A 20,162-nucleotide genomic window follows, 5' to 3' on the forward strand; every position below is an offset into this window, starting at 1 on the left:
GCTCATGGCTCCTCTTCGCTTCGCCCTGCCCAACAAGGGCTCGTTGAGTGCTCCCGCGGCGCAAATGCTCGCCGAGGCGGGGTACCGGGTGAACAGGTCCGGCCGTGAGCTGATCGTGGCGGACCCGGCAAATGATGTGCAGTTCTTTTTCCTGCGTCCCCGCGACATCGCGGTGTACGTAGGCGAGGGGTCGTTGGACGTCGGCATCACGGGTCGTGATCTGCTGCTCGATTCCACCGTCTCCGCGAAGGAAATCCTGCCGCTCGGCTTCGGCCGGGCGTCGTTCTACTTCGCGTCGAAGCCCGGTGGCATCCACGACGCCGCCGGCCTGGAGGGCAAGCGGATCGCGACCAGCTACCCGAACCTGGTCGAGGCCCATCTGGCGGACCTCGGCATCAAGGCGCACCTCGTGCGGCTCGACGGCGCCGTGGAGACGGCGGTGGAGCTGGGCGTGGCCGACGCGATCGCCGACGTGGTCGAGACCGGCATCACGCTGAAGACCTCGGGCCTGGAGACGTTCGGCTCGCCGATCCTCAAGTCCGAGGCCGTGCTGATCCAGGGCGACACCGTCGCCGACAACGGCGACTCGGTGCGCGCGGTGGAGATCCTGCACCGCCGGCTCCAGGGCGTGCTGATCGCCCGCCGTTACGTCATCCTCGACTTCGACTGCCCCGTCGAGGCGCAGGAGGAGGCGTTCAAGCTGGTGCCCGGCATCGAGTCGCCCACCGTGTCGCCGCTGGCCCGCGAGGGTTGGGTGGCCGTGCGGTCCCTCGTGCCGCGCGACGACGCCCCGTTCATCATGGACGAGCTGTGGCGCGTGGGCGCGCGGGCGATCCTGGTCAGCTCCCTGGACACCTGCCGGATCTAGCCGGCACCCGACCCAGCGGAACCGGACTCCGCGTTTCCCCACGTCACGGCGCGGGGGAGCGCGGAGTCCGTCGTTTCCGGGGATCTGGCGGCCGCCAGATCCGGTCTGGCGGGCCGTCTCGCGCCTCCGGGGTGAGAGGAGGTGGCGGATGGAGCCGTTGCGCATCGCGGTCATCGTGGGCAGCACCCGCCAGGGGCGCGTCGGCGACGACGTCGGCCGGTGGGTCGCCGGGATAGCGGCAGGGCGCGCCGACGTGCGCCCCGTGGTGGTCGACCTGGCCGACTACGACTTCCCGCCGCGCCACCCCGAGCAGCCGACGCCGGAGATCCGCCGGTTCACCGACCAGGTCGCGGCGGCGGACGGGTTCGTGGTCGTCACCCCCGAGTACAACCGCAGCTTCCCCGCCTCCCTCAAGCAGGCCATCGACTACGCCTACGACGAGTGGCACGCCAAGCCCGCGGGGTTCGTCTCCTACGGCTACCGCTCCGAGGGCTTCCACGCGGTGGAGCAGCTCCGAACAGTTTTCACCGAGCTGCACGTCATGACTGTGCGCAACGGCGTCGGGGTCAACCTCCTCGCCGGCGAACCGCTCGACTCCGAGCACCGCCGGTGCGCCGCGCACACGATGCTCGACCAGCTCGCCTGGTGGGCGTCGGCGCTGAAGGACGCCCGCGGCCGACGCCCCTACGTCTCCTGAGAGAGGGAAATCATGAACGCCATCGAAACGTCGGGCCTGGTCAAGGTCTTCGGCGACACCCGGGCGGTGGACGGCGTCGACCTGACCGTGCCCGCCGGGACGGTGTACGGCCTGCTCGGCCCGAACGGCGCGGGCAAGACCACGACGGTCCGCATGCTCGCCACCCTGCTCCGGCCGGACGGCGGCGAGGCCCGGGTGTTCGGCCACGACCTGCGCGACGAACCCGACGCGGTGCGCCGACTCGTCAGCCTCACCGGGCAGTACGCCTCGGTCGACGAGGACCTGACCGGCACCGAGAACCTGGTCCTGCTGGCCCGGCTCCTCGGCCACACCCGCGCCCACTCCCGCGACCGGGCCGCTCAGCTGCTGGAGGCGTTCGGGCTGACCGAGGCGGCGGCGAAGCAGGTCAAGCACTACTCGGGCGGCATGCGCCGGCGGCTGGACATCGCGGCCAGCATCCTCAACACGCCCAGGCTGCTGTTCCTGGACGAGCCGACCACGGGCCTCGACCCGCGCAGCCGCAACCAGGTGTGGGACATCGTCCGCGCGGTCGTCTCGCACGGCACCACCGTGCTGCTGACCACGCAGTACCTGGACGAGGCCGACCAGCTCGCGTCCCGCATCGCGGTCATCGACCGCGGCAAGGTCATCGCCGAGGGCACCAAGGGCGAGCTGAAGGCGTCCGTCGGCGTCGGCGCGGTGCACCTGCGGCTGCGCGACGCCGACCAGCGGCCGCGGGCGCGGGAGGTGCTGGCCGCCGCGCTGGAGGCCGACGTGCAGCTCGACTCGGACCCGGTCGCGCTGACCGCCCGGCTGTCCGGCCGCGCCACCGAGCAGGCCGCCGAGGCACTGGCCCGGCTCGCCCGCGAGGGCATCACCGTCGACACGTTCTCCCTCGGCCAGCCCAGCCTGGACGAGGTCTTCCTGGCCCTCACCGACAAGAAGGAGGCGGCGGCGTGACCGTCACCAAAGAGCCCGAGGTCATGCCCGCGCCCAAGCCGGAGGAGCTGGCGGCGGTGCTGCTGGAGACCGTGCGGCCGGACCGGCCGAGCGCGTTGTCCGCGTCGCTGACGTTCGGCTGGCGGGCCGTGCTGAAGATCAAGCACGTGCCGGAGCAGCTGTTCGACGTGACCGCGTTCCCGATCATGATGATCCTGATGTTCACCTACCTGTTCGGCGGCGCGCTGGCCGGCTCGCCGGGGGAGTACATCCAGTACCTGCTGCCGGGCATGACCGTCACCAGCGTCGTCATGATCACCATGTACACGGGCGTCGCGGTGAACACCGACATCGAGAAGGGCGTGTTCGACCGGTTCCGCACGCTGCCGATCTGGCGGCCCGCGCCGATGGTCGGCTACATCCTGGGCGACCTGCTGCGGTACGTGCTGGCGTCCACGGTGATCATGGTCGTCGGCCTGGTCCTGGGCTTCCGGCCGGGCGGCGGGTTCGTCGGGGTCGTGCTCGGCGTGGCGGTGCTGGTGGCGTTCTCGTTCGCGTTCTCGTGGATCTGGACGATGTTCGGCCTGCTCCTGCGCAGCGAGAAGTCCGTGATGGGCACGAGCATGCTGGTGCTGTTCCCGCTGACGTTCCTGTCGAACGTCTACGTCGACCCGGCCACCATGCCGGGGTGGCTCCAGCCGTTCGTGGAGGTCAACCCGATCAGCAAGCTGGTGGGCGCGGTGCGGTCGCTGATGGCGGGCGGCTTCGACGCCGACGCGATGCTGTGGACGCTCGGCTACGGCGTCGCGTTCACCGTCGTGTTCGGCACGTGGACCATGCGCCTGTACAACCGCAAGTGAGCCGCGCCGGGCGGTGACGAGCGGTTCCCGCTCACAGCCGGAACCGCTCGTGCCCGGAGTAGACGCACGTCGCCCCGGTCGACACGGTCTCCCTCAGGTGGGCCGCGAGACCGGGGTGGCGGTCGTCCAGCTTCCGGAGCGTGTCGCGGATGCGGGCGGTGACGGCCTTGCGGGCGCGCTCGGCCTCGTCGCCCAGCCTCCGCGTCCGGCCCGCCAGGCCCGCGGCGGCACGCAGCTCGTCCAGCAGCGCCGCCCGCTCGCGGTCGAGGGCGGCGGCGCGGTCGTCGTCCGGCGCGTGGTCGATCTCTTCGTCCAGCCGCGCCAACCGCCTGCGGTACCGGGCCTTCGCCTCGTCGTCCAGCACCGGGTCGCCGCCGAGCCTCGCCGACGCCACCGCCTCCGGGGCCAGCAGCGACACCGCGGCGACCGCCTCGCCGGGACTGCTCAGCAGCACGTGCAGGTCGCGCAGGCCCTTCGAGTCCGGCATCCGCACGGTGACGCCGCGGTACGACAGCGACCACACGTCGCCGTCCCGCCGGAACTCGCCGGCCTGCCGTTCGCCCGCCACCGGCGCCAGGCCCAGCGTCGCCGCGTCCCGCGCGGCGGACGCCACCAGCTCGGCGGCCGGGGCGCCCTGCTCCCGCAGCGCCTCCGCGAGGTGCCGGCGGGCCAGCACGGCCCACGGCCGGGCCCGCATCCGCTCGGCCGACCGCTGCGCGTCCGCCAGCTCCGCCGCCGCCTCGTCGCACCGGCCCAGCACCAGGTCCACCACGCCGAGCCACAGGTCGACCGGCCCGCTGATGTCGCACCCGTACAGCGACACCAGCCACTTGCCCCGGTGCGGCGCCAACCGCTCCCGCACCCGCGCGGCCACGTCGCGGTCGCCGGTCGCGAGCGCGAACCGGGCGTGGAACCGCAGCCACAGCGGGTCGAACATCGGCTGGAACCGGACGTCGAGGACGGGCTGGTCGAGGTGCCGGCGCGCGGTCTCCACGTCGCCGCGCTCCAACGCGGTGAGCCCGGCGAGCAGGCCGGGGCACGGGTGGGTGCTCGCGGCGACCTCGTCCGCCAGCTCGTCCAGCTCGGCGAACTTCCCCTGCGGCAGCAGCAACGCCCACCTCAGGTGCAGGTACATCATGCGGAACGCGGGGTGGCCGGTCGCGCCCATCCCGGTCGCCTTGGCCAGCACCGCCTCGGCCTCGGCGAACCGGCCCTGCATCGTGTGGACGATGCACTGGTCGATCGCCGACGAGAAGTGGAACCGGGTCATGCCGAGCCGTTCCGACAGCGCCACGAACGCCTGCAGCTGCTCGACGTAACGCGGGTCGCCCAGCTCCACCAGCGCCACCCACCGCAGCGAGGTGGCGAAGTGCTCGGCGTTGTGGTCGCCGTTGCGGCGCGACACGGTGATCAGCTCGTCCGTCAGCGCCAGCCGCGCCTCGGCGTTGCCGATGCCGGTCGTGGTGTCGTGCGTGGCCCACAGGCCTGACGTCAACGCGTCGTCGTCGCCACCGCCGCGCGCCGCCTCGGTGGTGCGCAGGCTCATCTCGCGCGCCAGCGCCTCCGGCGGCACGTCCGGCGGCGGCCCGATCAGCCGGGCGTACGCCTCGCGCAGCACGAGGGCTCCCGAGTCGTCGAAGTCGGCGAACCGGTAGATGGCGAGCGCGGCGCGGGCGAACGGCTCCGGGTCGTCCAGCTCGCGGGCAGCGTCCGCCGCCTCGGCGAAGATCCGCTGCGCCTCAGCGGGTTCGGCGCAGTGGTACAGCTCGTGGCCCAGCTCCAACGCCACCGCGATGCGCCGTCGCGGGCCCCGCGCGTGCTCCAGCGCCCGCCGGTAGTGCCCGGCGGCCTCCTCGACCGCCATCCGGCTGCTCGCGTCGCGCGCCGCCGCCACCATCAGGTCGACGGCCCGGTCGGCGGGCAGGTGGTCGCCCGCGAGGTGCGCGTGCCGGGCCAGGTCGGCCGGGAACACCTGGTCGGCCAGGTCGCCGTCCAGCGCCTCCACCACGGCCGCGTGCCGCGCGTCCACATCGGACAGCGACGCGTACAGCGTCTCGCGGACCAGGTCGTGCGCGAAGGAGAACCGGCCGCCGCCCAGCCCCAGCACCAGCCGGGCCTGCGCGGCCTGGTCGAGCAGCCGGTCCACCGCCGGCACCGGCAGGGACGCGGTCGCGGCCAGCACCCTGCGGTGGAACTCGCGCCCGAGCACGGCGGCCGTGGTCAGCAGCTCGCCGACCGGCGCGGGCAGCAGCGACAGCCGACGGCGCAACGCGTCCCGCACACCGGGGGCGATCGCCGTCACGGGGCCGTCGCCGTGCCACAGCCGGGCGGTCTGCTCCACGAAGAACGGGTTGCCGCCGGTCCGCAGGTGCACCTCGGCGACCAGCGCCGGGTCGGGCTCGCGGCCCGCCGTGCGCGACATCAGCTCGCCGACCTCGGTCGGCCCGAGACCGGTCAGCGCCACCGTGGTCGCCCGGCCCAGCAACGGCGTCAGCAACGGCCGCAACGGGTGCTCGTCGGCGTCGACCTCGTTGTCGCGGTAGGTGCCGACGAGCAGGAGCCGTTCGAACCAGGTGTGCCGCGCGGCGAACTCCAGCAGCCGCAGCGACGCCGGGTCGGCCCAGTGCAGGTCCTCCAGCACGACCACCACCGGCCGGTGGTGCGACACCGTCACCAGCGCGGTGGTCACCGCGTCGTACAACGGGAAGCTCTCCGGCGGCTGCTCCGCGACGGCCTCGCCGAGCAGCACCGCGAGCGGCCCGCGGTCGACCGAGGCCCACTCGTCGGGGGTGGCGGCCCGGCGCAGCGCCCGGATCACCTGCACCCACGGCCAGTAGCCCGGCGCGCTCTCGGACTCCCAGCAGGACCCGCCGAGCACCAGCGCGCCCTGCCGCCGCGCGTCCTCGGCCGCGCCGGTCACCAGCGTGGTCTTGCCGATGCCCGCCTCGCCGGCGACCAGCACGAGGCCGCCGTGGCTCCGGGTGGCGCGGTCGACCTCGGCGCGCAGCACCCCGGCTGGGTGGTCCCGTCCGATGAGTCGCATGGCAGGGGAGAACCTAGCCCACGGGACCGACAGTTCCGCGGCGTTCAGGGGATGCCGCGGTCACCGAGTTCGCTCAGTTGTGCGAACGCCGCGTCCACCGCGCCGGGCAGGGCGGCCGGGTCGCCGTCCGCGAGCTCGTGCCCCGCCTGGTAGCACGCCAGCGCGAGCTGCGGCGCGAGCGCGGCCACGTCGGGCGCCGCGCCCCGGTCGAGCAGGGTGTCGCGGAACGTCGCGCACAGCCTGGCGAACTTCCGCGCGGCGCGGTCCCGCAGCTCCGGGTTGTCCCGAAGCAGCCGTTCGTGGGCGCGGAAGTGCTCGCGGTCGGCGGCGAGCTGGTGGCACAACTCGAGCACGATGTCGCGGATCTGCGCCACGGCGCCCGCGAGGTCGGTCACCGGCGGCAGCTCGCGGTGCCGCCGGGTCAGCTGCTCGATGATCGCCTGCTCGTCGGAGAACGCGACTTCCTGCTTGTCGCCGAAGTAGCGGAAGAACGTGGTGCGCCCGACCTCGGCCCGCTCGGCGATGTCGGAGACCGTCACGGCGGCGAACCCGCGTTCGGCGAACAACGCGAACGCCGCCTCCACGATCTGCTCCCGCGCGCGTTGTTGCTTGCGCTCGCGCAGCGGCGCCCGTCCCGACATGCGGAGCAGCATAGCGGCCTGGCACGCCGTCCGGTACGGTACTCAGTACCACTTAGAACCAAGTACCGGGAGACGTCATGGGCACCACGCTGATGACCGGCGCGAGCCGGGGTCTGGGCCGCGAGGCCGCCGAACACCTCCTGCGCCACCACCCGGACCGGCACCTCCTGGTGTTCAACCGCAGGCCCGGCCTGGCCGCCGAGCTCATCGAGCGGACCGGCAACCCCAACGTGACCGAGGTGGTGTGCGACCTGGCGTCGTTCGCCGACATCCGGCGCGCGGCGGCCGAGGTGGACCGCCCGCTGGACGGGTTCCTGGGCAACGCGGGCCTGCAGATGGCGACCACGCGCAAGCTCACCGCCGACGGCCACGAGATGACGTTCGGCGTCAACGTGCTGGCCTACCACCTGCTCCTGACCCTGCTCCGGCCGCGCTTCACGAACCCGGCGCGGATCGTCGTGGTGGCCAGCGACGTGCACGACCGCGACCTGAACACCCTGGGTCTCATCCCGCCGCCGCGCTGGGACGACCCGCGGGAGCTGGTCAAGCCGGCGGAGGGCACGGGCCGGGCGGGCCGGCGGGCGTACGCCACGAGCAAGCTCGGCGTCATCTACCTGGTGCACGCGCTGAGGCGCCGCCTGCCCGAGGGGATCGACGTCTACTCCTACAACCCCGGCCTGGTGCCGGGCACCGAGCTCGCCCGTGACGCGGGGCGGGTCGGGCGGGCCGCGTTCCGGGCGGTCGGCAAGGCCCTGGTCGCCCTGCCGTTCGCGACCACGCCCGCCGAGGCCGGTCGGCTGCTCGCGGAGACGATGACGGGGCCCCGCCCCGGTGACAGCGGTTCCTACATCAGCCGGGGCGAGGTGATCCCGTCATCGTCCGAGTCCTACGACGAGCGGCGCGAGGAGGAGCTCTGGGCCGCCGCCGACGAACTCTGCGGGCTCCCGTCAGCGGGAACCCCGCCGACCGGAACCCCGTCGCCGGGCGTCACGAGCACGCCACGCCGTTCAGCCTGAACCCGCTGGGCGCCGTGGACGACGAGCCGTTGGCCTGGTAGCCGACGGTCACGCTCTGTCCGGGCGCGAGGTTCGGCGCCCAGCTCGGCGCGGCGGCCGTGACGGTCGAGCCGCTCTGGCTCACCGTCGCGTTCCAGCCGCTGGTCACCGTCACGCCGGACGGCGCGGTCCACGTGGCGCGCCAGTTCGACACCTGCGACGAGCCGGTGTTCGTGATCGTCGCCTCGGCGGTGAACCCGCCGTTCCACGAGTTGACCACGCGGTGCGTCGCCCGGCACGAGCCGGGGCCGTTGTTCTGCGACGACGTGGTGGTCGTCGTGGTGGAGGTGTTCGTGCCGCCGGACGCGCTGAACCCGAACGAGTTCACCGCCAGGCCTGGGCCGCCCTGCCACGGCTCGAAGCCGAACTGGGCGCTGGTCATGTACCAGCCGGTCTGCACCTGGCCGCGGCGCACCGCGTCGTTGGTGAACTCGGTGAGGTTGAGGTTCAGCGAGTTCGTCTTCTGCTGCCGGACGTACGAGATGACGTTCCAGCCGATGTTGCCGATCCACACGTCCCAGGTCGCGCCGGCGAGGGACGCGGTGCCGACGCGGCTGCCGATGGGCTGGATCGGACCCTGGTGGTTGCCCCAGATCATCAGCTCGGCGGCGTTCTGGCCGGCCTGGTTCGGGTTCGGGTCGTACCAGAGGTCGTACGCCGCGTTCCAGTACCCGCCCGCGGTCGTGTAGCTGACGTTGCTCGACACCGTGCCCATGCGGCTGACCTGCAGCGGGAGGCCGCTGTTGGACGAGCAGTTGCCGTAGTGGCAGCCCGCGTAGATCGACGGGTAGCCGGCGGGCGCGCCGTTGGTCGGCACGTTGTGGTTGCCCGCGGTGATGGTGAAGCCGGTGTCCGAGACGCTGATGCACTGACCGTCGTTCGCGCCCCACTCGTTGTTCTGGACGACGTACCGTCCGCCCTGGATCTTCGTGGAGCCGTACTTCTCGCAGATCGTCGTCGCGGCGGCGGCCTGCGGCGGGCTGACCGCGATGGCCAGCCCGGCGACCAAGCCGGCGACGGCCGCCACCAGGGCGGCGAGCCGGGGAACTCGTGGATGCATTTGACGAACAACTCCTTTGTTGTGCGTGTCGTGCGGCCTATGCTCTCTGGGAGCGCTCCCAGAAGGCACAGGGAGAGGCTAGCGCCCCATGCCAACGGCGGTGAAGGGACAAAACGACGTGAGGTTGTTGCTGCTCGTCTCGCTCATGGCGCTGACGCTGGTCCCGCCGGCGGCGGCCGCGGCCCCGGCCGACTGGCTGGAAGCCGAGGACGGCGTGCTGTCCGGGGTGGTCGTCGAGACGTCCGCCGAGGGTTTCTCCGGCACCGGGTACGTCGGCGGTTTCGACGAGCCCGCCGACCACGTGACCATCACGATCCCGGACAGCCCGGGCGGCCTGCACGACCTCACGGTCCGCTATGCCGCGCCGAACGGCGCCAAGAAGACCTCCGTGTCGCTGAACGGCGCCCCGGTCGGCGAGGTCTCGCTCGCCGAGAGCGCGGGCTTCACCGAGGCGACCGGCGCGAAGCTGATGCTGGTCGAGGGCGACAACACGGTCACCTTCACCACCGGTTGGGGCTGGTACCTGATCGACGCCATCGGCGTCGCGCCGAGCGCCCCGTCCGCGCCGGGCGTGCACGAGGCCGAGGACGGCGTGCTGAACGGCGTCGTGGTCGAGTCGGGCGTCGCCGGGTTCTCCGGCCGCGGCTACGTGGCCGGGTTCGACACCGGCACGGACAGCGTCACCATCACCATCCCGGACAGCCCCGGCGGCCTGCACGACCTGTCGATCCTCTACGCCACCCCGTACGGCGCGAAGACCGCGTCGCTGTCGCTCAACGGCAGCGGGCTCGGCGACGTCTCGTTCCCGGAGCACCCGACGTTCACGTCGATCGCCGCGGGCAAGGTGCTGCTGCGCGAGGGCGACAACACGGTCACCATCACCAACAACTGGGGCTGGTACCTGATCGACGCGATCAAGGTGACGCCCAGCGCGCCGCGCGGACCGCACCAGGTCACGGGCGCGTTGACCGACCCGGCCGCCACCGCGGAGGCCAAGGGCCTGATGCGGTACCTGGTCGACAACTACGGCGAGAAGACCCTGTCCGGCCAGCAGGACCAGGGCTCGATCGACTGGGTCGAGCAGAACGTCGGCAAGGCGCCCGCGATCGGCGGCTACGACCTGATGGACTACTCGCCGAGCCGGGTCGAGCGCGGCACGGTCGGCCGGGACGTCGACCACGCCGTCGCCTACGACCGGCGCGGCGGCATCGTGACGATGGCGTGGCACTGGAACGCGCCGTCCGGGTTGATCGACCAGCCGGGCAAGGAGTGGTGGCGCGGCTTCTACACCGACGCGACCACGTTCGACCTGGCCGCGGCGCTGGCCGACCCGAACTCGGCCGACTACAAGCTGTTGATCCGGGACATGGACGCGATCGCGGTGCAGCTCAAGCGCCTCGCGGACGCGAAGGTGCCGGTGTTGTGGCGGCCGCTGCACGAGGCCGAGGGCGGCTGGTTCTGGTGGGGCGCCAAGGGTCCCGGCCCGGCGAAGGAGCTGTACCGGCTGCTGCACCAGCGCCTCGTCGGGCACCACGGGTTGCACAACCTGATCTGGGTGTGGAACTCCATCTCGCCCGACTGGTACCCCGGCGACGACGTCGTCGACGTCGTGAGCATGGACTCGTACCCGCCGCAGGGTGACCACGGCCCGGTGATCGGCCCGTACGAGCGGCTGGTGGACCTGGGCGGCGACAAGAAGCTGGTGGCGCTGGGCGAGGTCGGCTCCATCCCCGACCCCGACCTGGTCCGCGCCTACGAGGCCCGCTGGTCCTGGTTCGTCACCTGGTCCGGGCACTTCGTCCAGGACGGCGTCGTGAACCCGCGCGACTTCCTGCAGCGCGTCTACAACCACGCCGACGTCATCACGCTGGACGAGCTGCCCGACTTCAAGGCCACCCCCGGCGACTGCACGGCGACGATGCGCGTGGTCGCCCAGTGGGGCACCGGGTACCACGCCGAGATCACCGTGCGGCACCAGGAGAACTCGCCCTCCGCCGGCTGGAAGGTGAGCTGGCCCGCGGCCGGGCAGGTCCGCCACGCGTGGGGCGCGACCATCACCACCGAGGGCTCCACCACGACGGCCCGGAACGTGTCGTGGAACGCGGCGATCAAGCCCGGGCAGAGCACCACGTTCGGGTTCCTCGCCACCGGCTCCCCGACAGCGCCTGCGCTGACTTGCGCTATCGGGTGATCGCGTCCGGTGGACCGGCGGGAGCGACCAGGGGACCGGACGCGGTGTCCGCACCCACCTCCCGCCACCACCGGGCCTGTTGCGGTGTCGTGACGCCGGCCGCGGTCAGGCCGATGCCGGCGTCACGCACCACCGCCGGCACCGCGGCCAACGCCCGCGCCGCGCGCGGCGGACGTGCAGGCGGTCGAGGAGGCCACCGAGGACGTCTTCTCGCCGACGGAGGCCGCGGACGGGCTCGGCGTGGCGGTGCTGCTGCCGCACCCTGCTGATCGACGTGCCGGTGAGGTCCGCCGTGGGCAGCCGGGACGCGGCGGTGTGCGGGCACCTGGCCACGGACCGCTCGTCGTCGGCGACGCCGCACGCGGCCGAGGCCGGGTGCTTCCGGGTGCCGCCGCGGACCGACGTGGTGCCCGGCTACGGCCACTCGATCAACCTCGCGCCGAACGCGCGGGACTACTGCTCGGCGGTGTCCTCCTGGGACTTGGAGGAGGTCGGCCGCTGAGAGGTGGTGCGGGGCCCGAACGCGTCGCGGGCCCCGCACCACCGCCCTCCGGGTCTCACGTCGTCGGAACCTCCGCCCACACGACCTTGCGGTCGTCGTGGCGGTCGAACCCCCAGTGCACCGAGAGCCGGTTGACCAGCAGCAGCCCGTTGCCCAGCGACGGGCTGTCGGCTCTGCCGAGCACGGGCAGCAGGCTCGGGCTGCGGTCCTCCACCTCGACCCGGACGACCTGCCGCTCCCGCACCGGCCACACCCGCATCCGCCACGGCCCCTCCGCGTGCCGGTGGGCGTTGCCCACCAGTTCCGCGGCGATCAACACCAGGTCGGCGACGCGCTGCTCGTCCACCCCGTAGGCGACCTGCCGCACCCAACCGTCGATGCCGTCCAGCGAAGGGATGCCGCGGAGCTCCAGGTCGAGCCCGTCATCAGGCAGCTCCACCATGTTCATGGCACGCTCCTCCAGCGCCCTGTTTACTCAAGGCGCACGCGAGAAGTAACCATTCGGGTGACGCTTCAAACCACAAGGTTCGTCACCTTTTCCGCCGGCGGCGCTCGCCGGCCCCCACCCGGTGGACGTTGAGCGGGCCGGAACGGCCGCGCTGCCACCGAGTCACGCGTGGCGGACGGGGTGGGCGGCGAGGTCCTGCGCCACCACGAGTGCGGCCCTGGTCGCGTCGTGTTCGAACCGGCTGGGGAACGCGTCGTGCACCCGCCAGCCCGCGCCCCGCAGCGCACGCCACCGGGCCAGGTGCGCCGCCGTGCCGTCCGGGTGCGGGCGGGTCTCCACGGCCGTGGCGGCTTCGCCCTCGCCGACGACCAGGTCCACCCGCCACCGGCCCACCGGGTAGCCGGTCCGCACGGTCACGCCCGACGCGGCCAGCTCACCGGCCAGCCGGCGGGTCCAGTCGTCGGCCGGCGGGACGCCCTCGGTCTCGCTGGGCGGCACCTCCGCGTGCCGCAGGTACTCGCCGAGGAGCCCGACCGGCCTGGTGGCCGACGTGACGACGTGCACGAGCCGCCGGGCCCGCGTGGTGAGCACGGCCAGGAGGTTGGGGTCGTTGGCGAACCGCCAGGCCGCGGGCCGGTCCTCGTCGGTCAGCGCGAGGCTGACCACGACCTCGTCGAACTCGGAGCCCTGCACGCCGTGGACGGTGCCGACGCGCACCCCGCCCGTGGTGATCTCGTCCAGGCTCAGCCCGTCGAGCAGGGCCTGTTCCAGCGCGTCGGCCTGCGCCCGGAACGGGGTGACCACGCCGATCGACCGCGTCCCGGCGGCGATCCGGCGGCGCAGGTGCGCGAGCACCGCGTCCACCTCGACCCGGTTCACGCCCTTGTCGTCGCGGGCGCCGACGACGCGCTCGACGTCGACGCAGTCCACGTCGGCGATCGCCGGGTGGGTGGTGAGCAGCGCGATCCGGTCCTCGTAGAACCGGGCCGCGGCGAAGCCGATCAGGTGCGGCGCGCAGCGGTGGTGCTCGGTCAGCCAGTGCACCCCGGCGACGGCCGCGCCCGCGTCGAACAGGCTCACCTTGGGCACGTCGAGGCGGTCCGCCAGCGACGTCGTGCCCTCCGCCGCCACCGCCTCGCGCACGGCCGCGTCGGCGACGAACGACACGTGCCGCAGCTGGCGCGGGTCGCCGCCGATCACGGCCCGCCTGCCGCGCAGCAGCGCGGGCGCGGCGAGCGGCTGGTCCACGTGGCTCGACTCGTCGATCACGACCAGGTCGAACATGCCCGGCACTGCGGGCAGGATGTCCTCGACGTCGGCCAGCGTCCCCACCCACAGCGGCAGCGCCTCGACCAGGTGGCCGCTGTCGATGCGGGCCAGCGCCCGCCGCCGGGCCGCCCGACCGGACCGCAACGCGGTGGCCAGCGCCGCCACCGCCCGCCGCGGACCCGCCCCGCGCCCGCTCACGGCCACCTCGGCGAGCCACGCGGCGATGGCGACGTGCGCCCGCGCGTCCTCGTCGCCGAGCAGCCCGCGCAACGCCGCCAGTGACGTGCCGCCGTGCGCGGCGACCCGGACGTGCGCCGCGGACTGCTCGGCGGCCTCGACCGCCGCCGCCAGGTCCACCACGTCCACGTCGTCCGCCGCGCCCGCCCGCCGCCGGGCCGCCCGGACCGCCCACCGGGTCCGCGGGCCGCCCAGCAGCCCGCGGCGGGGCCGCAGGAGCCCGTGCAGGCGGTCGAAGTCGGCGTCCGCCTCGAACGCGCGCGGCGCGACGGCCCGGTGGGCGGGCATGAGCGCCGCGAACCGCACCGCCGCGTCGGCCCTCTCCTCGTCCCGCAGCGCGTCGCCGACCGCCCGTTCGACCTGGGCGACGGCCGCGACGGCGTCACGCCGGGCGCGGTCGAGCCGGTCGAGTTCGCCCTTCGCGCGCGTGGCGGCCAGGCCGGCGCCCAGCTCGCGGGCCACCTCCACCCGCAGCTGGGAGTCGCCGAACAGGACGGGCTCGGGACCGCCGGCGCGGCGCAGGGCGTCACCGAGGACGTCGGCGGCGTTGCGGGTGCGGCTGGCCAGGAGCACCGAACGGCCCGCGGCGACGGCGTCCAGCGCGATCGCGGCCAGGGTGTGCGTCTTGCCGCTGCCGGGCGGTCCGCCGATGACGGTGACCGGCGCGGACCGGGCCGCCACCACGGCCGCCTGCTGGCTCGGGCTCAACGGCAGCGCCGCCCGGTCGCCCGTCACCGAACCGCCCGCCGCGACATCGTCCGCGGACGGGTCGGTGGGGGAGTAGAGGCCGGCCAGCGCCGTCTCCTCCACGCCCTGGGCCTTCGCCCACGTGTACAGCACCGCGCCGCGCTCCGTGCTGACCACCGGCTCACCCGCGTGCAGCCCGGCCCCCGCGACGACGACCAGGTCGTCCCCGCCGATCAGGCGGCGCGGGTCGTGCTCCGGGCCGAGCACCGGCACGTCGGCGAACCCGCTCGCGGTCAGCGCCGCGTCGATCCACTCGGCGGACCGGTCCAGCCGCGTCTCCAGCTCCGCCGCCTTCGCCCAGTCGGCGAGCAGCGGGAACACCGCCACGTCACCGGCGGCGTGGAACGTGTAGCGGCGGCCGCCCGCGTGGCGCAGCCGCACCGGCCGCGACACCAGCGGCAGGCACACCCGCCGGCGCTGCCCGTTCACCGTCGCCGGGCCGCACAGGAACGCCCACCCCAACCGCAGCAGCCGATCCTCCTCGTGCAGCGCGTCGAACGACGCCAGCCGCTCCACGGTGGCCCGCTGCTCCGGCCGGGCGGTCCACGACCGCGACGTCCACCCCGGCCGGCCCTCCTCAGCGGTGAGCGCCTGCCAGCCGGTCTCGTCCGCGCCGAGCCACACCAGACCGGCGGTCCTGGTCAGGTCCAGCTGCACCCGCTGCGGCTGTTCGGACGCGCTGAGACGGGCCAGCGTGCGCAGCACGGCGGGAACGGTCACGGGGAAATCCTGCCATCCCGCCCACCGGCGATCAGGCCCGTGCGGTGTAGACGGCGAAGCTCGGGCTGCGGCGCAGCGGACCCCAGAACGCCTCGCCGCGCCCGTCGTCGGGCACGACCGTGGGGTGCCGGGTGACGTCGTGCAGCCCCGCGCGGCCCAGGGCGGCCGCGAACGCGTCACCGGGCCAGAAGAACGAGTCGAAGTCGAACGGCGGATCGCCGTGCACCCGCACCACGACGGGCTGCCGCACGCCGGGCGGCCCGCTGCGGACCACGTCGTAGCCGTAGCGGCCGTAGTCGGCGAGCAGGTCCCAGTCCGCGTCCGGGTTCGGCGTCAGCACGGCGAGCGTGCCGCCGGGCACGAGGTTGGCCCGCAGGTTGCCGGTCATCCGGTCGAGCGCGGCCTCGTCCTCGGCGTACCCGAGCAGCCACACCGCGGTCACCACGTCGAACCCGCCGAGCACGGGCAACGCCGCCGCGTCGTGCCGGTGGTAGGCGATGCCCAGCGGCTCACGGGCCTCCACGGCCCGGGCGTGGGCGACCATCTCGGCCGCGGAGTCGACGCCCACCACGCGGTCCGCGCCCAGCCTGCGGAACTCGCGCGGGTAGAACCCGGTGCCGCACGCCACGTCCAGCACGGACCGCCCGCGCAGGTCGGGCAGCGCGGCCAGGAACGTGGCGCGTTCCGCCAGGCCCGTGGGGATGTGCTTGGTGCGTTCGTACAGCTCGCCGAGCGCGTCGTACTGCTCGTCCGATTCGGCCATCCGTCGACCCTAGGGCCGGCCGTAGAGGTGCGGGTACCCGGAACCGGCGAAGTGCTCGGCGAACGGGCGATCCGCCGCGGACAGCCGGATGAGCGCCCCGTCCCGCTCCAACGCCTGCTGGATGACCGCCAGGTGGCCGGGGTGCGCGCCGAGCGCCACGACGACCTCGGCGACGTGCTCCGCCTTCACCTGCTCGCCGATCGGGGCGAGGCACTCGCGCACGGCGAGCGCGTCGGCCTCCGCGACCCGGCGGCCCAGGCGCGCCACGCCGGCGGGGGAGCGGGCGAGCGCGACGGCGAACCGGTCGACGACGACCTCGTCCCGCGCCGGGTCGCCGAACTCGGCCAGCAGCGCCAGCGACAGCATCTCGTACGCGGCGCGGACGCGTTCGGCGCCGATCGACCGCGGCGCGACGCGGAAGCCGCGCACCAGCCGTTCCGCCGTCGCCACCACGTCCCGCCGACGCACCACGCCGTCGGAGTTGGAGTCGAACAACCGCACCCGACGCGTGAGCCTTCCGACGAGGTTACCGTCGTCCGTGACGAACCCCGGGTTGTCCATGACGCCCCCCGCGTCGATGCTATCGGCGGCGGACGGTCATTTCATTGCCTGAACGGCTGAACACGCAAGGGTGACGTGACGGTGTCAGCGGCCGAACAAGCCGACCAGCGTGCCGTGCGCCAGCACCCGTCCCTTGACCGCGCCGCGCAGGTCGTCCCCGGTGACGCCCTCGCCCAGACCGAGTGGCCGGTCCACGGCGTACACGCGGAAGAAGTACCGGTGCGGCTCGTCGCCGACGGGCGGCCGCGGCCCGCCCCAGCCGACGTCGCCGTAGTCGTTGCGGCCGACCACCGCGCCCGACGGCACCGACCCCTCCTCGATCGCCGTCACGTCCGCCGGGATGCCCGTGACGACCCAGTGCGTGAACGTCCCGCCCGGCGCGTCCGGGTCCTCGCACAGCACCGCCACCTCCGCCGTGCCCGCCGGCACGTCCGACCACTCCAGCGGAGGCGACGTGTCACCGCCGTCGCGCGAGTACCGGTCGGGGATCATGGTGTGACCGCTGAACGCCGAGCTGCGCGCGTGCAGGCCGCCGTCGTCGGGGACGCCGCCCCCGCCACCCGCCGGACCCGCGGCGCGCTCGCCGAGCGCACCCGGCGGGTAGACGTGCCGGAGTTCGTCGTCGGCGCGCACGTCGGGCGCGCCCTGGTCGTCCTCGGCAAGCACGCCCGTGCGGCGCACGTCGTTGGAGTGGCTCCCCGGATCGGGCATGGTCGGCTCCCTTCCACTCGTCCGACCAGTGGCCTACCCACCTCCGCCGCGCGTACACCCGCCGGACCACCCCGGCGTCCTGTTGGCCCTGTGACCGCCGTCCGCGCCCCGGCACACTGGAGTCGGCGGCGCTTCCCCCGTTGCCCGACACGAGGGGGAACGAGCATGACCAGGTACCGGGCGGCCCTGGCCGCCGCCGCACGCGGCTGGCCCGTCGTGCCGCTGCGCCCGCACGCCAAGACGCCCGCCCTGCGTGGCTGGGACGACGCCGCCACCCTCGACCGCCGCCGCATCCGGCACTGGTGGTCCCGCCGGCCGTACAACGTCGGCATCTCGTGCGGCGCCGCCGGGCTGCTCGTCGTCGACCTCGACGTGCCGCACGGCCGCGAGGCGTTCGCCCGCCGCGCCTGGCAGCACGGCGCCGAAGACCCGCGCGACACGTACACGGTCGCCACGCCCAGCGGGGGAGAGCACCGCTACTTCCGCGCGCCCGACGTGCCGCTGGGCAACACGGTCGGCCGCATCGCGCCGCACGTCGACACCCGGGGCGTCGGCGGGTACGTCGTGGCGGCCGGTTCGCTGCTCGGCCACCACCGCTACCGGGTGGTGCGCGACGGCCCGGTCGCCGACGCCCCCGAGTGGCTGGTCGCCGTCCTCACCCCGCCGCCGCCCGACCACCCGCCGATCCCCGCGCAACGACCCTCGCCGCGCCGCGTCGCCGCCTACCGCGCGGCCGTCGTGGACGGCGAGGTGGAACGGGTCCGCGAAGCCCGCCCCGGCGGACGCGCGCACACCCTGTTCACCGCCGCGTGCCGGCTCGGCGAGCTGGTCGGCGCGGGCTGGCTGGACGAGGCAACCGTGACGTCACTGCTCCTCGCGGCCGCGTCGGCGCACGACGGCGTCGAGGGGTGGACCGCACGGGAAGCGGCGCGCCACGTCGAGAACGGCATCGCGGCAGGCCGTCGGCGGCCCCGCGTGCTGCGGTGAGACGTGCCGCGGTGAGACGTCACTCGGGCACGTCGAGCCCGTCCCGGTCCGCCCACTCCAGCAGCGGCTCCAGCGAGAACACCGCGTCGTCGATGCCCGCGTGCAGGTCGCCCAGCTCGGCGAACCGCGCGGGCACCGTCGCGATCGTGAAGTCACGCGGATCGAGCGCGTCGACCTCGTCCCACCGCACCGGCGTCGACACGGTCGCCTCCGGCACGCCCCGCACCGAGTACGCGGCCGCGATCGTGTGGTCACGCGCATTCTGGTTGTAGTCCACGAACAGGCTCCGGGGATCGCGGTCACGCCGCCACCACGCCGTCGTCACGTCGTCGGGCGCGCGCCGCTCCACCTCGTGCGCGAACGCCAACGCCGCCCGCCGCACGTCGGCGAAACCCCACTCCGGCTTGATCCGCACGTAGATGTGCATGCCGGCGCCACCCGACGTCTTCGGCCAGCCCACCGCGCCCAGCTCGTCCAGCACCTCGCGCGCCACGTGCGCCACCCGCCGCACGCGCGAGAACGGGCAGTCCGGCATCGGGTCCAGGTCGATGCGCCACTCGTCCGGCTTCTCCGTGTCGAACCGCCGCGAGTTCCACGGGTGGAACTCCACCGTCGACATCTGCACCGCCCACACCACGTCCGCCACGTCGGCCACGCACAGCTCGTCGGCGTGCCGGTTGTACCGGGGGAAGTGCACCCGCACCGTCCGCACCCACGGCGGCGCGCCCTGCGGCAGCCGCTTCTGGTGCACCTTCTCGCCCGACACCCCCGACGGGAAGCGGTGCATCATGCACGGCCGGTCCCGCAGCGCCCGGACGATCCCGTCGCCGACCGACAGGTAGTACCGGGCCAGGTCGAGCTTGGTCTCACCGCGTGCCGGGAAGTACACGCGATCGGGGTTGGAGATCCGCACGACGCGGTCCCCGACCTCCAGCTCCACGGAAGGCGACTTTCCGGCCATGCGGGCAACCTAACCCGGATCGCGCCGATCAGCGCGCCGCCGACCGCGGACCCGCGCCCGGACGGCACCGCGCCGCCCGAGGCCCTGGCGGCTCCGGCCTGGCCCCCGCCCCAACCCGGCTCGCTCAATCGCCCCACCCACCCGGCTCGGCCACCACGGCCCGGGCTCAGCGACCACGGACGGGCTCAGGCCTCCCGGCCCGGCTCGACCGCACGTCGTGCCGTCACCGCCGCGCGCACCACCTCGTCCACCCCGACACCGGCGCGGGCCACCACCTCACCCGACCGGTCCCACACCGCCGAACGGCCCGCCGCCTCCCCGTACCCCTCGCCCGTCGAGCCGGCGAAGCTCGCCACCGCCACCCACACCCCGTGCTCCACCGCGATCCGCCGGGCCCGCTCGTGCTGGAGCGCCGACTGCCACGCGTGGTCCAGCATGCCCGCCACGTAGACGTCCGCGCCCGCCGCCACGGTCGCCGCCGCGTGCCCCGGCCCCCGGACGTCCTTGCACACGGCCAAACCCAGCCGCACCCCGTCCACCTCGACCACCGCGGGCGCGTCGCCGGCCCGGAAGCACTCCGCCTCCGCGTCACCGAGCCACATCTTCCGGTACACCGGCCGCACCCCCGCGCCGGACACCTCCAGCACCCCGATGTGCGGCCCCTCCACCGGGGCGCCGGCCAACGCCACCGACCCCGTCTCCGCGCACGCCTCCACCAACGGCCCCAACCCGTCGAACGGCACCGGCGGCGCGTCGAGGTGGTACCCGGTCAACGACATCTCCGGGAACACCACCACCCGCGCCCCGGCCGCGCGCACCGCCTCCGCGTGCGCCACCACGTTGGCGGCGACGTCGTGAGGGGTGCAGCGCGGCTGGGCTACGGCGATCGTGATCACCCCACG

At 74.1% G+C, this 20,162-nt stretch carries 18 protein-coding genes; 8 read left to right on the forward strand and 10 right to left on the reverse strand.

Features of this window, described 5'->3' with window-relative positions:
* The first annotated feature begins 4 nt into the window (after positions 1–4).
* The 4 genes from hisG (at position 5) to ACRAKH_RS16580 (ending at position 3,364) form a co-directional block, all read left to right on the forward strand.
* Positions 5–868 (forward strand): ATP phosphoribosyltransferase, encoded by an 864-nt coding sequence (gene hisG / locus ACRAKH_RS16565; protein WP_380728179.1) that lies wholly within the window; start codon positions 5–7, stop codon positions 866–868.
* A 148-nt stretch (positions 869–1,016) separates the two neighbouring features.
* Positions 1,017–1,565: an NADPH-dependent FMN reductase gene (locus tag ACRAKH_RS16570; protein WP_380728177.1), complete on the forward strand. Its 549-nt coding sequence runs from the start codon at positions 1,017–1,019 to the stop codon at positions 1,563–1,565.
* Positions 1,566–1,577: 12 nt separating this feature from the next.
* Positions 1,578–2,525, forward strand: coding sequence for an ATP-binding cassette domain-containing protein (locus ACRAKH_RS16575; protein WP_380728176.1), 948 nt, complete (start codon positions 1,578–1,580; stop codon positions 2,523–2,525).
* 23 nt (positions 2,526–2,548) lie between these two features.
* Positions 2,549–3,364, forward strand: coding sequence for an ABC transporter permease (locus ACRAKH_RS16580; RefSeq protein ID WP_380728192.1), 816 nt, complete (start codon positions 2,549–2,551; stop codon positions 3,362–3,364).
* Positions 3,365–3,395: 31 nt separating this feature from the next.
* Here the strand turns inward: ACRAKH_RS16580 and ACRAKH_RS16585 are convergent, their stop codons facing one another.
* Complete coding sequence (locus tag ACRAKH_RS16585; protein WP_447009925.1) at positions 3,396–6,407, reverse strand: ATP-binding protein; 3,012 nt, start codon at positions 6,405–6,407, stop codon at positions 3,396–3,398.
* 44 nt (positions 6,408–6,451) lie between these two features.
* Entirely contained in the window at positions 6,452–7,048 is a 597-nt protein-coding gene (locus ACRAKH_RS16590) for a TetR/AcrR family transcriptional regulator (protein WP_380728665.1), read from the reverse strand.
* Between the two features lie 77 nt (positions 7,049–7,125).
* Between ACRAKH_RS16590 and ACRAKH_RS16595 the strand changes: the two genes are divergently transcribed.
* Complete coding sequence (locus ACRAKH_RS16595) at positions 7,126–8,064, forward strand: SDR family NAD(P)-dependent oxidoreductase (RefSeq protein ID WP_380728663.1); 939 nt, start codon at positions 7,126–7,128, stop codon at positions 8,062–8,064.
* Here ACRAKH_RS16595 and ACRAKH_RS16600 read toward each other — a convergent pair.
* Positions 8,036–9,163 carry a GH12 family glycosyl hydrolase domain-containing protein gene (locus ACRAKH_RS16600; RefSeq protein ID WP_380728661.1) on the reverse strand — a complete coding sequence of 376 codons (1,128 nt, stop codon included), beginning with the start codon at positions 9,161–9,163 and terminating at the stop codon, positions 8,036–8,038. The two genes, ACRAKH_RS16595 and ACRAKH_RS16600, sit on opposite strands and share 29 nt — an antisense overlap.
* A 118-nt stretch (positions 9,164–9,281) precedes the next feature.
* On the opposite strand from ACRAKH_RS16600, the gene ACRAKH_RS16605 reads away from it, so the two are divergent.
* Both ACRAKH_RS16605 and ACRAKH_RS16610 read left to right on the forward strand, forming a co-directional pair.
* Positions 9,282–11,354, forward strand: coding sequence for a glycosyl hydrolase (locus ACRAKH_RS16605; RefSeq protein ID WP_380728659.1), 2,073 nt, complete (start codon positions 9,282–9,284; stop codon positions 11,352–11,354).
* Between the two features lie 280 nt (positions 11,355–11,634).
* Positions 11,635–11,856, forward strand: coding sequence for a hypothetical protein (locus tag ACRAKH_RS16610; protein WP_380728657.1), 222 nt, complete (start codon positions 11,635–11,637; stop codon positions 11,854–11,856).
* Positions 11,857–11,911: 55 nt separating this feature from the next.
* On the opposite strand, the gene ACRAKH_RS16615 is transcribed toward ACRAKH_RS16610, so the two are convergent.
* From ACRAKH_RS16615 to ACRAKH_RS16635, 5 genes are all read right to left on the reverse strand, one after another.
* Positions 11,912–12,304, reverse strand: a complete 393-nt coding sequence (locus tag ACRAKH_RS16615) for an ATP-binding protein (RefSeq protein WP_380728655.1) — start codon at positions 12,302–12,304, stop codon at positions 11,912–11,914.
* A 162-nt stretch (positions 12,305–12,466) separates the two neighbouring features.
* Entirely contained in the window at positions 12,467–15,277 is a 2,811-nt protein-coding gene (locus tag ACRAKH_RS16620) for an AAA domain-containing protein (protein WP_447009926.1), read from the reverse strand.
* A 31-nt stretch (positions 15,278–15,308) separates the two neighbouring features.
* Entirely contained in the window at positions 15,309–16,040 is a 732-nt protein-coding gene (locus ACRAKH_RS16625; protein ID WP_380727884.1) for a class I SAM-dependent methyltransferase, read from the reverse strand.
* 9 nt (positions 16,041–16,049) lie between these two features.
* Positions 16,050–16,601: a hypothetical protein gene (locus ACRAKH_RS16630; protein ID WP_447009927.1), complete on the reverse strand. Its 552-nt coding sequence runs from the start codon at positions 16,599–16,601 to the stop codon at positions 16,050–16,052.
* A gap of 84 nt (positions 16,602–16,685) precedes the next feature.
* Positions 16,686–17,312, reverse strand: a complete 627-nt coding sequence (locus tag ACRAKH_RS16635) for a YbhB/YbcL family Raf kinase inhibitor-like protein (RefSeq protein ID WP_380727880.1) — start codon at positions 17,310–17,312, stop codon at positions 16,686–16,688.
* A gap of 165 nt (positions 17,313–17,477) precedes the next feature.
* Here ACRAKH_RS16635 and ACRAKH_RS16640 point away from each other — a divergent pair, with 165 nt between their 5' ends.
* A complete protein-coding gene (locus ACRAKH_RS16640) occupies positions 17,478–18,299 on the forward strand; it encodes a bifunctional DNA primase/polymerase (RefSeq protein ID WP_447009928.1) in 822 nt (273 codons plus the stop codon).
* Between the two features lie 19 nt (positions 18,300–18,318).
* Here ACRAKH_RS16640 and ligD read toward each other — a convergent pair whose 3' ends face one another.
* Both ligD and ACRAKH_RS16650 read right to left on the reverse strand, forming a co-directional pair.
* Positions 18,319–19,260: a non-homologous end-joining DNA ligase gene (ligD, locus tag ACRAKH_RS16645; protein ID WP_380727876.1), complete on the reverse strand. Its 942-nt coding sequence runs from the start codon at positions 19,258–19,260 to the stop codon at positions 18,319–18,321.
* Positions 19,261–19,445: 185 nt separating this feature from the next.
* Positions 19,446–20,156, reverse strand: coding sequence for a carbon-nitrogen hydrolase family protein (locus ACRAKH_RS16650; RefSeq protein ID WP_380727874.1), 711 nt, complete (start codon positions 20,154–20,156; stop codon positions 19,446–19,448).
* Positions 20,157–20,162 lie beyond the last annotated feature (6 nt).

This window comes from Saccharothrix hoggarensis (assembly GCF_052936025.1).

Bases quoted from the DNA above. Each gene is read 5' to 3' on its own strand.
- ACRAKH_RS16595 (WP_380728663.1), top strand. From the start codon at position 7,126: ATGGGCACCACGCTGATGACCGGCGCGAGCCGGGGTCTGGGCCGCGAG.
- ACRAKH_RS16615 (WP_380728655.1), bottom strand. From the start codon at position 12,304: ATGAACATGGTGGAGCTGCCTGATGACGGGCTCGACCTGGAGCTCCGC.
- ACRAKH_RS16585 (WP_447009925.1), bottom strand. From the start codon at position 6,407: ATGCGACTCATCGGACGGGACCACCCAGCCGGGGTGCTGCGCGCCGAG.
- ACRAKH_RS16580 (WP_380728192.1), top strand. From the start codon at position 2,549: ATGCCCGCGCCCAAGCCGGAGGAGCTGGCGGCGGTGCTGCTGGAGACC.
- hisG (WP_380728179.1), top strand. From the start codon at position 5: ATGGCTCCTCTTCGCTTCGCCCTGCCCAACAAGGGCTCGTTGAGTGCT.
- ACRAKH_RS16600 (WP_380728661.1), bottom strand. From the start codon at position 9,163: ATGCATCCACGAGTTCCCCGGCTCGCCGCCCTGGTGGCGGCCGTCGCC.
- ACRAKH_RS16570 (WP_380728177.1), top strand. From the start codon at position 1,017: ATGGAGCCGTTGCGCATCGCGGTCATCGTGGGCAGCACCCGCCAGGGG.
- ACRAKH_RS16630 (WP_447009927.1), bottom strand. From the start codon at position 16,601: ATGGACAACCCGGGGTTCGTCACGGACGACGGTAACCTCGTCGGAAGG.
- ACRAKH_RS16635 (WP_380727880.1), bottom strand. From the start codon at position 17,312: ATGCCCGATCCGGGGAGCCACTCCAACGACGTGCGCCGCACGGGCGTG.
- ACRAKH_RS16590 (WP_380728665.1), bottom strand. From the start codon at position 7,048: ATGTCGGGACGGGCGCCGCTGCGCGAGCGCAAGCAACAACGCGCGCGG.
- ACRAKH_RS16640 (WP_447009928.1), top strand. From the start codon at position 17,478: ATGACCAGGTACCGGGCGGCCCTGGCCGCCGCCGCACGCGGCTGGCCC.
- ligD (WP_380727876.1), bottom strand. From the start codon at position 19,260: ATGGCCGGAAAGTCGCCTTCCGTGGAGCTGGAGGTCGGGGACCGCGTC.
- ACRAKH_RS16575 (WP_380728176.1), top strand. From the start codon at position 1,578: ATGAACGCCATCGAAACGTCGGGCCTGGTCAAGGTCTTCGGCGACACC.
- ACRAKH_RS16625 (WP_380727884.1), bottom strand. From the start codon at position 16,040: ATGGCCGAATCGGACGAGCAGTACGACGCGCTCGGCGAGCTGTACGAA.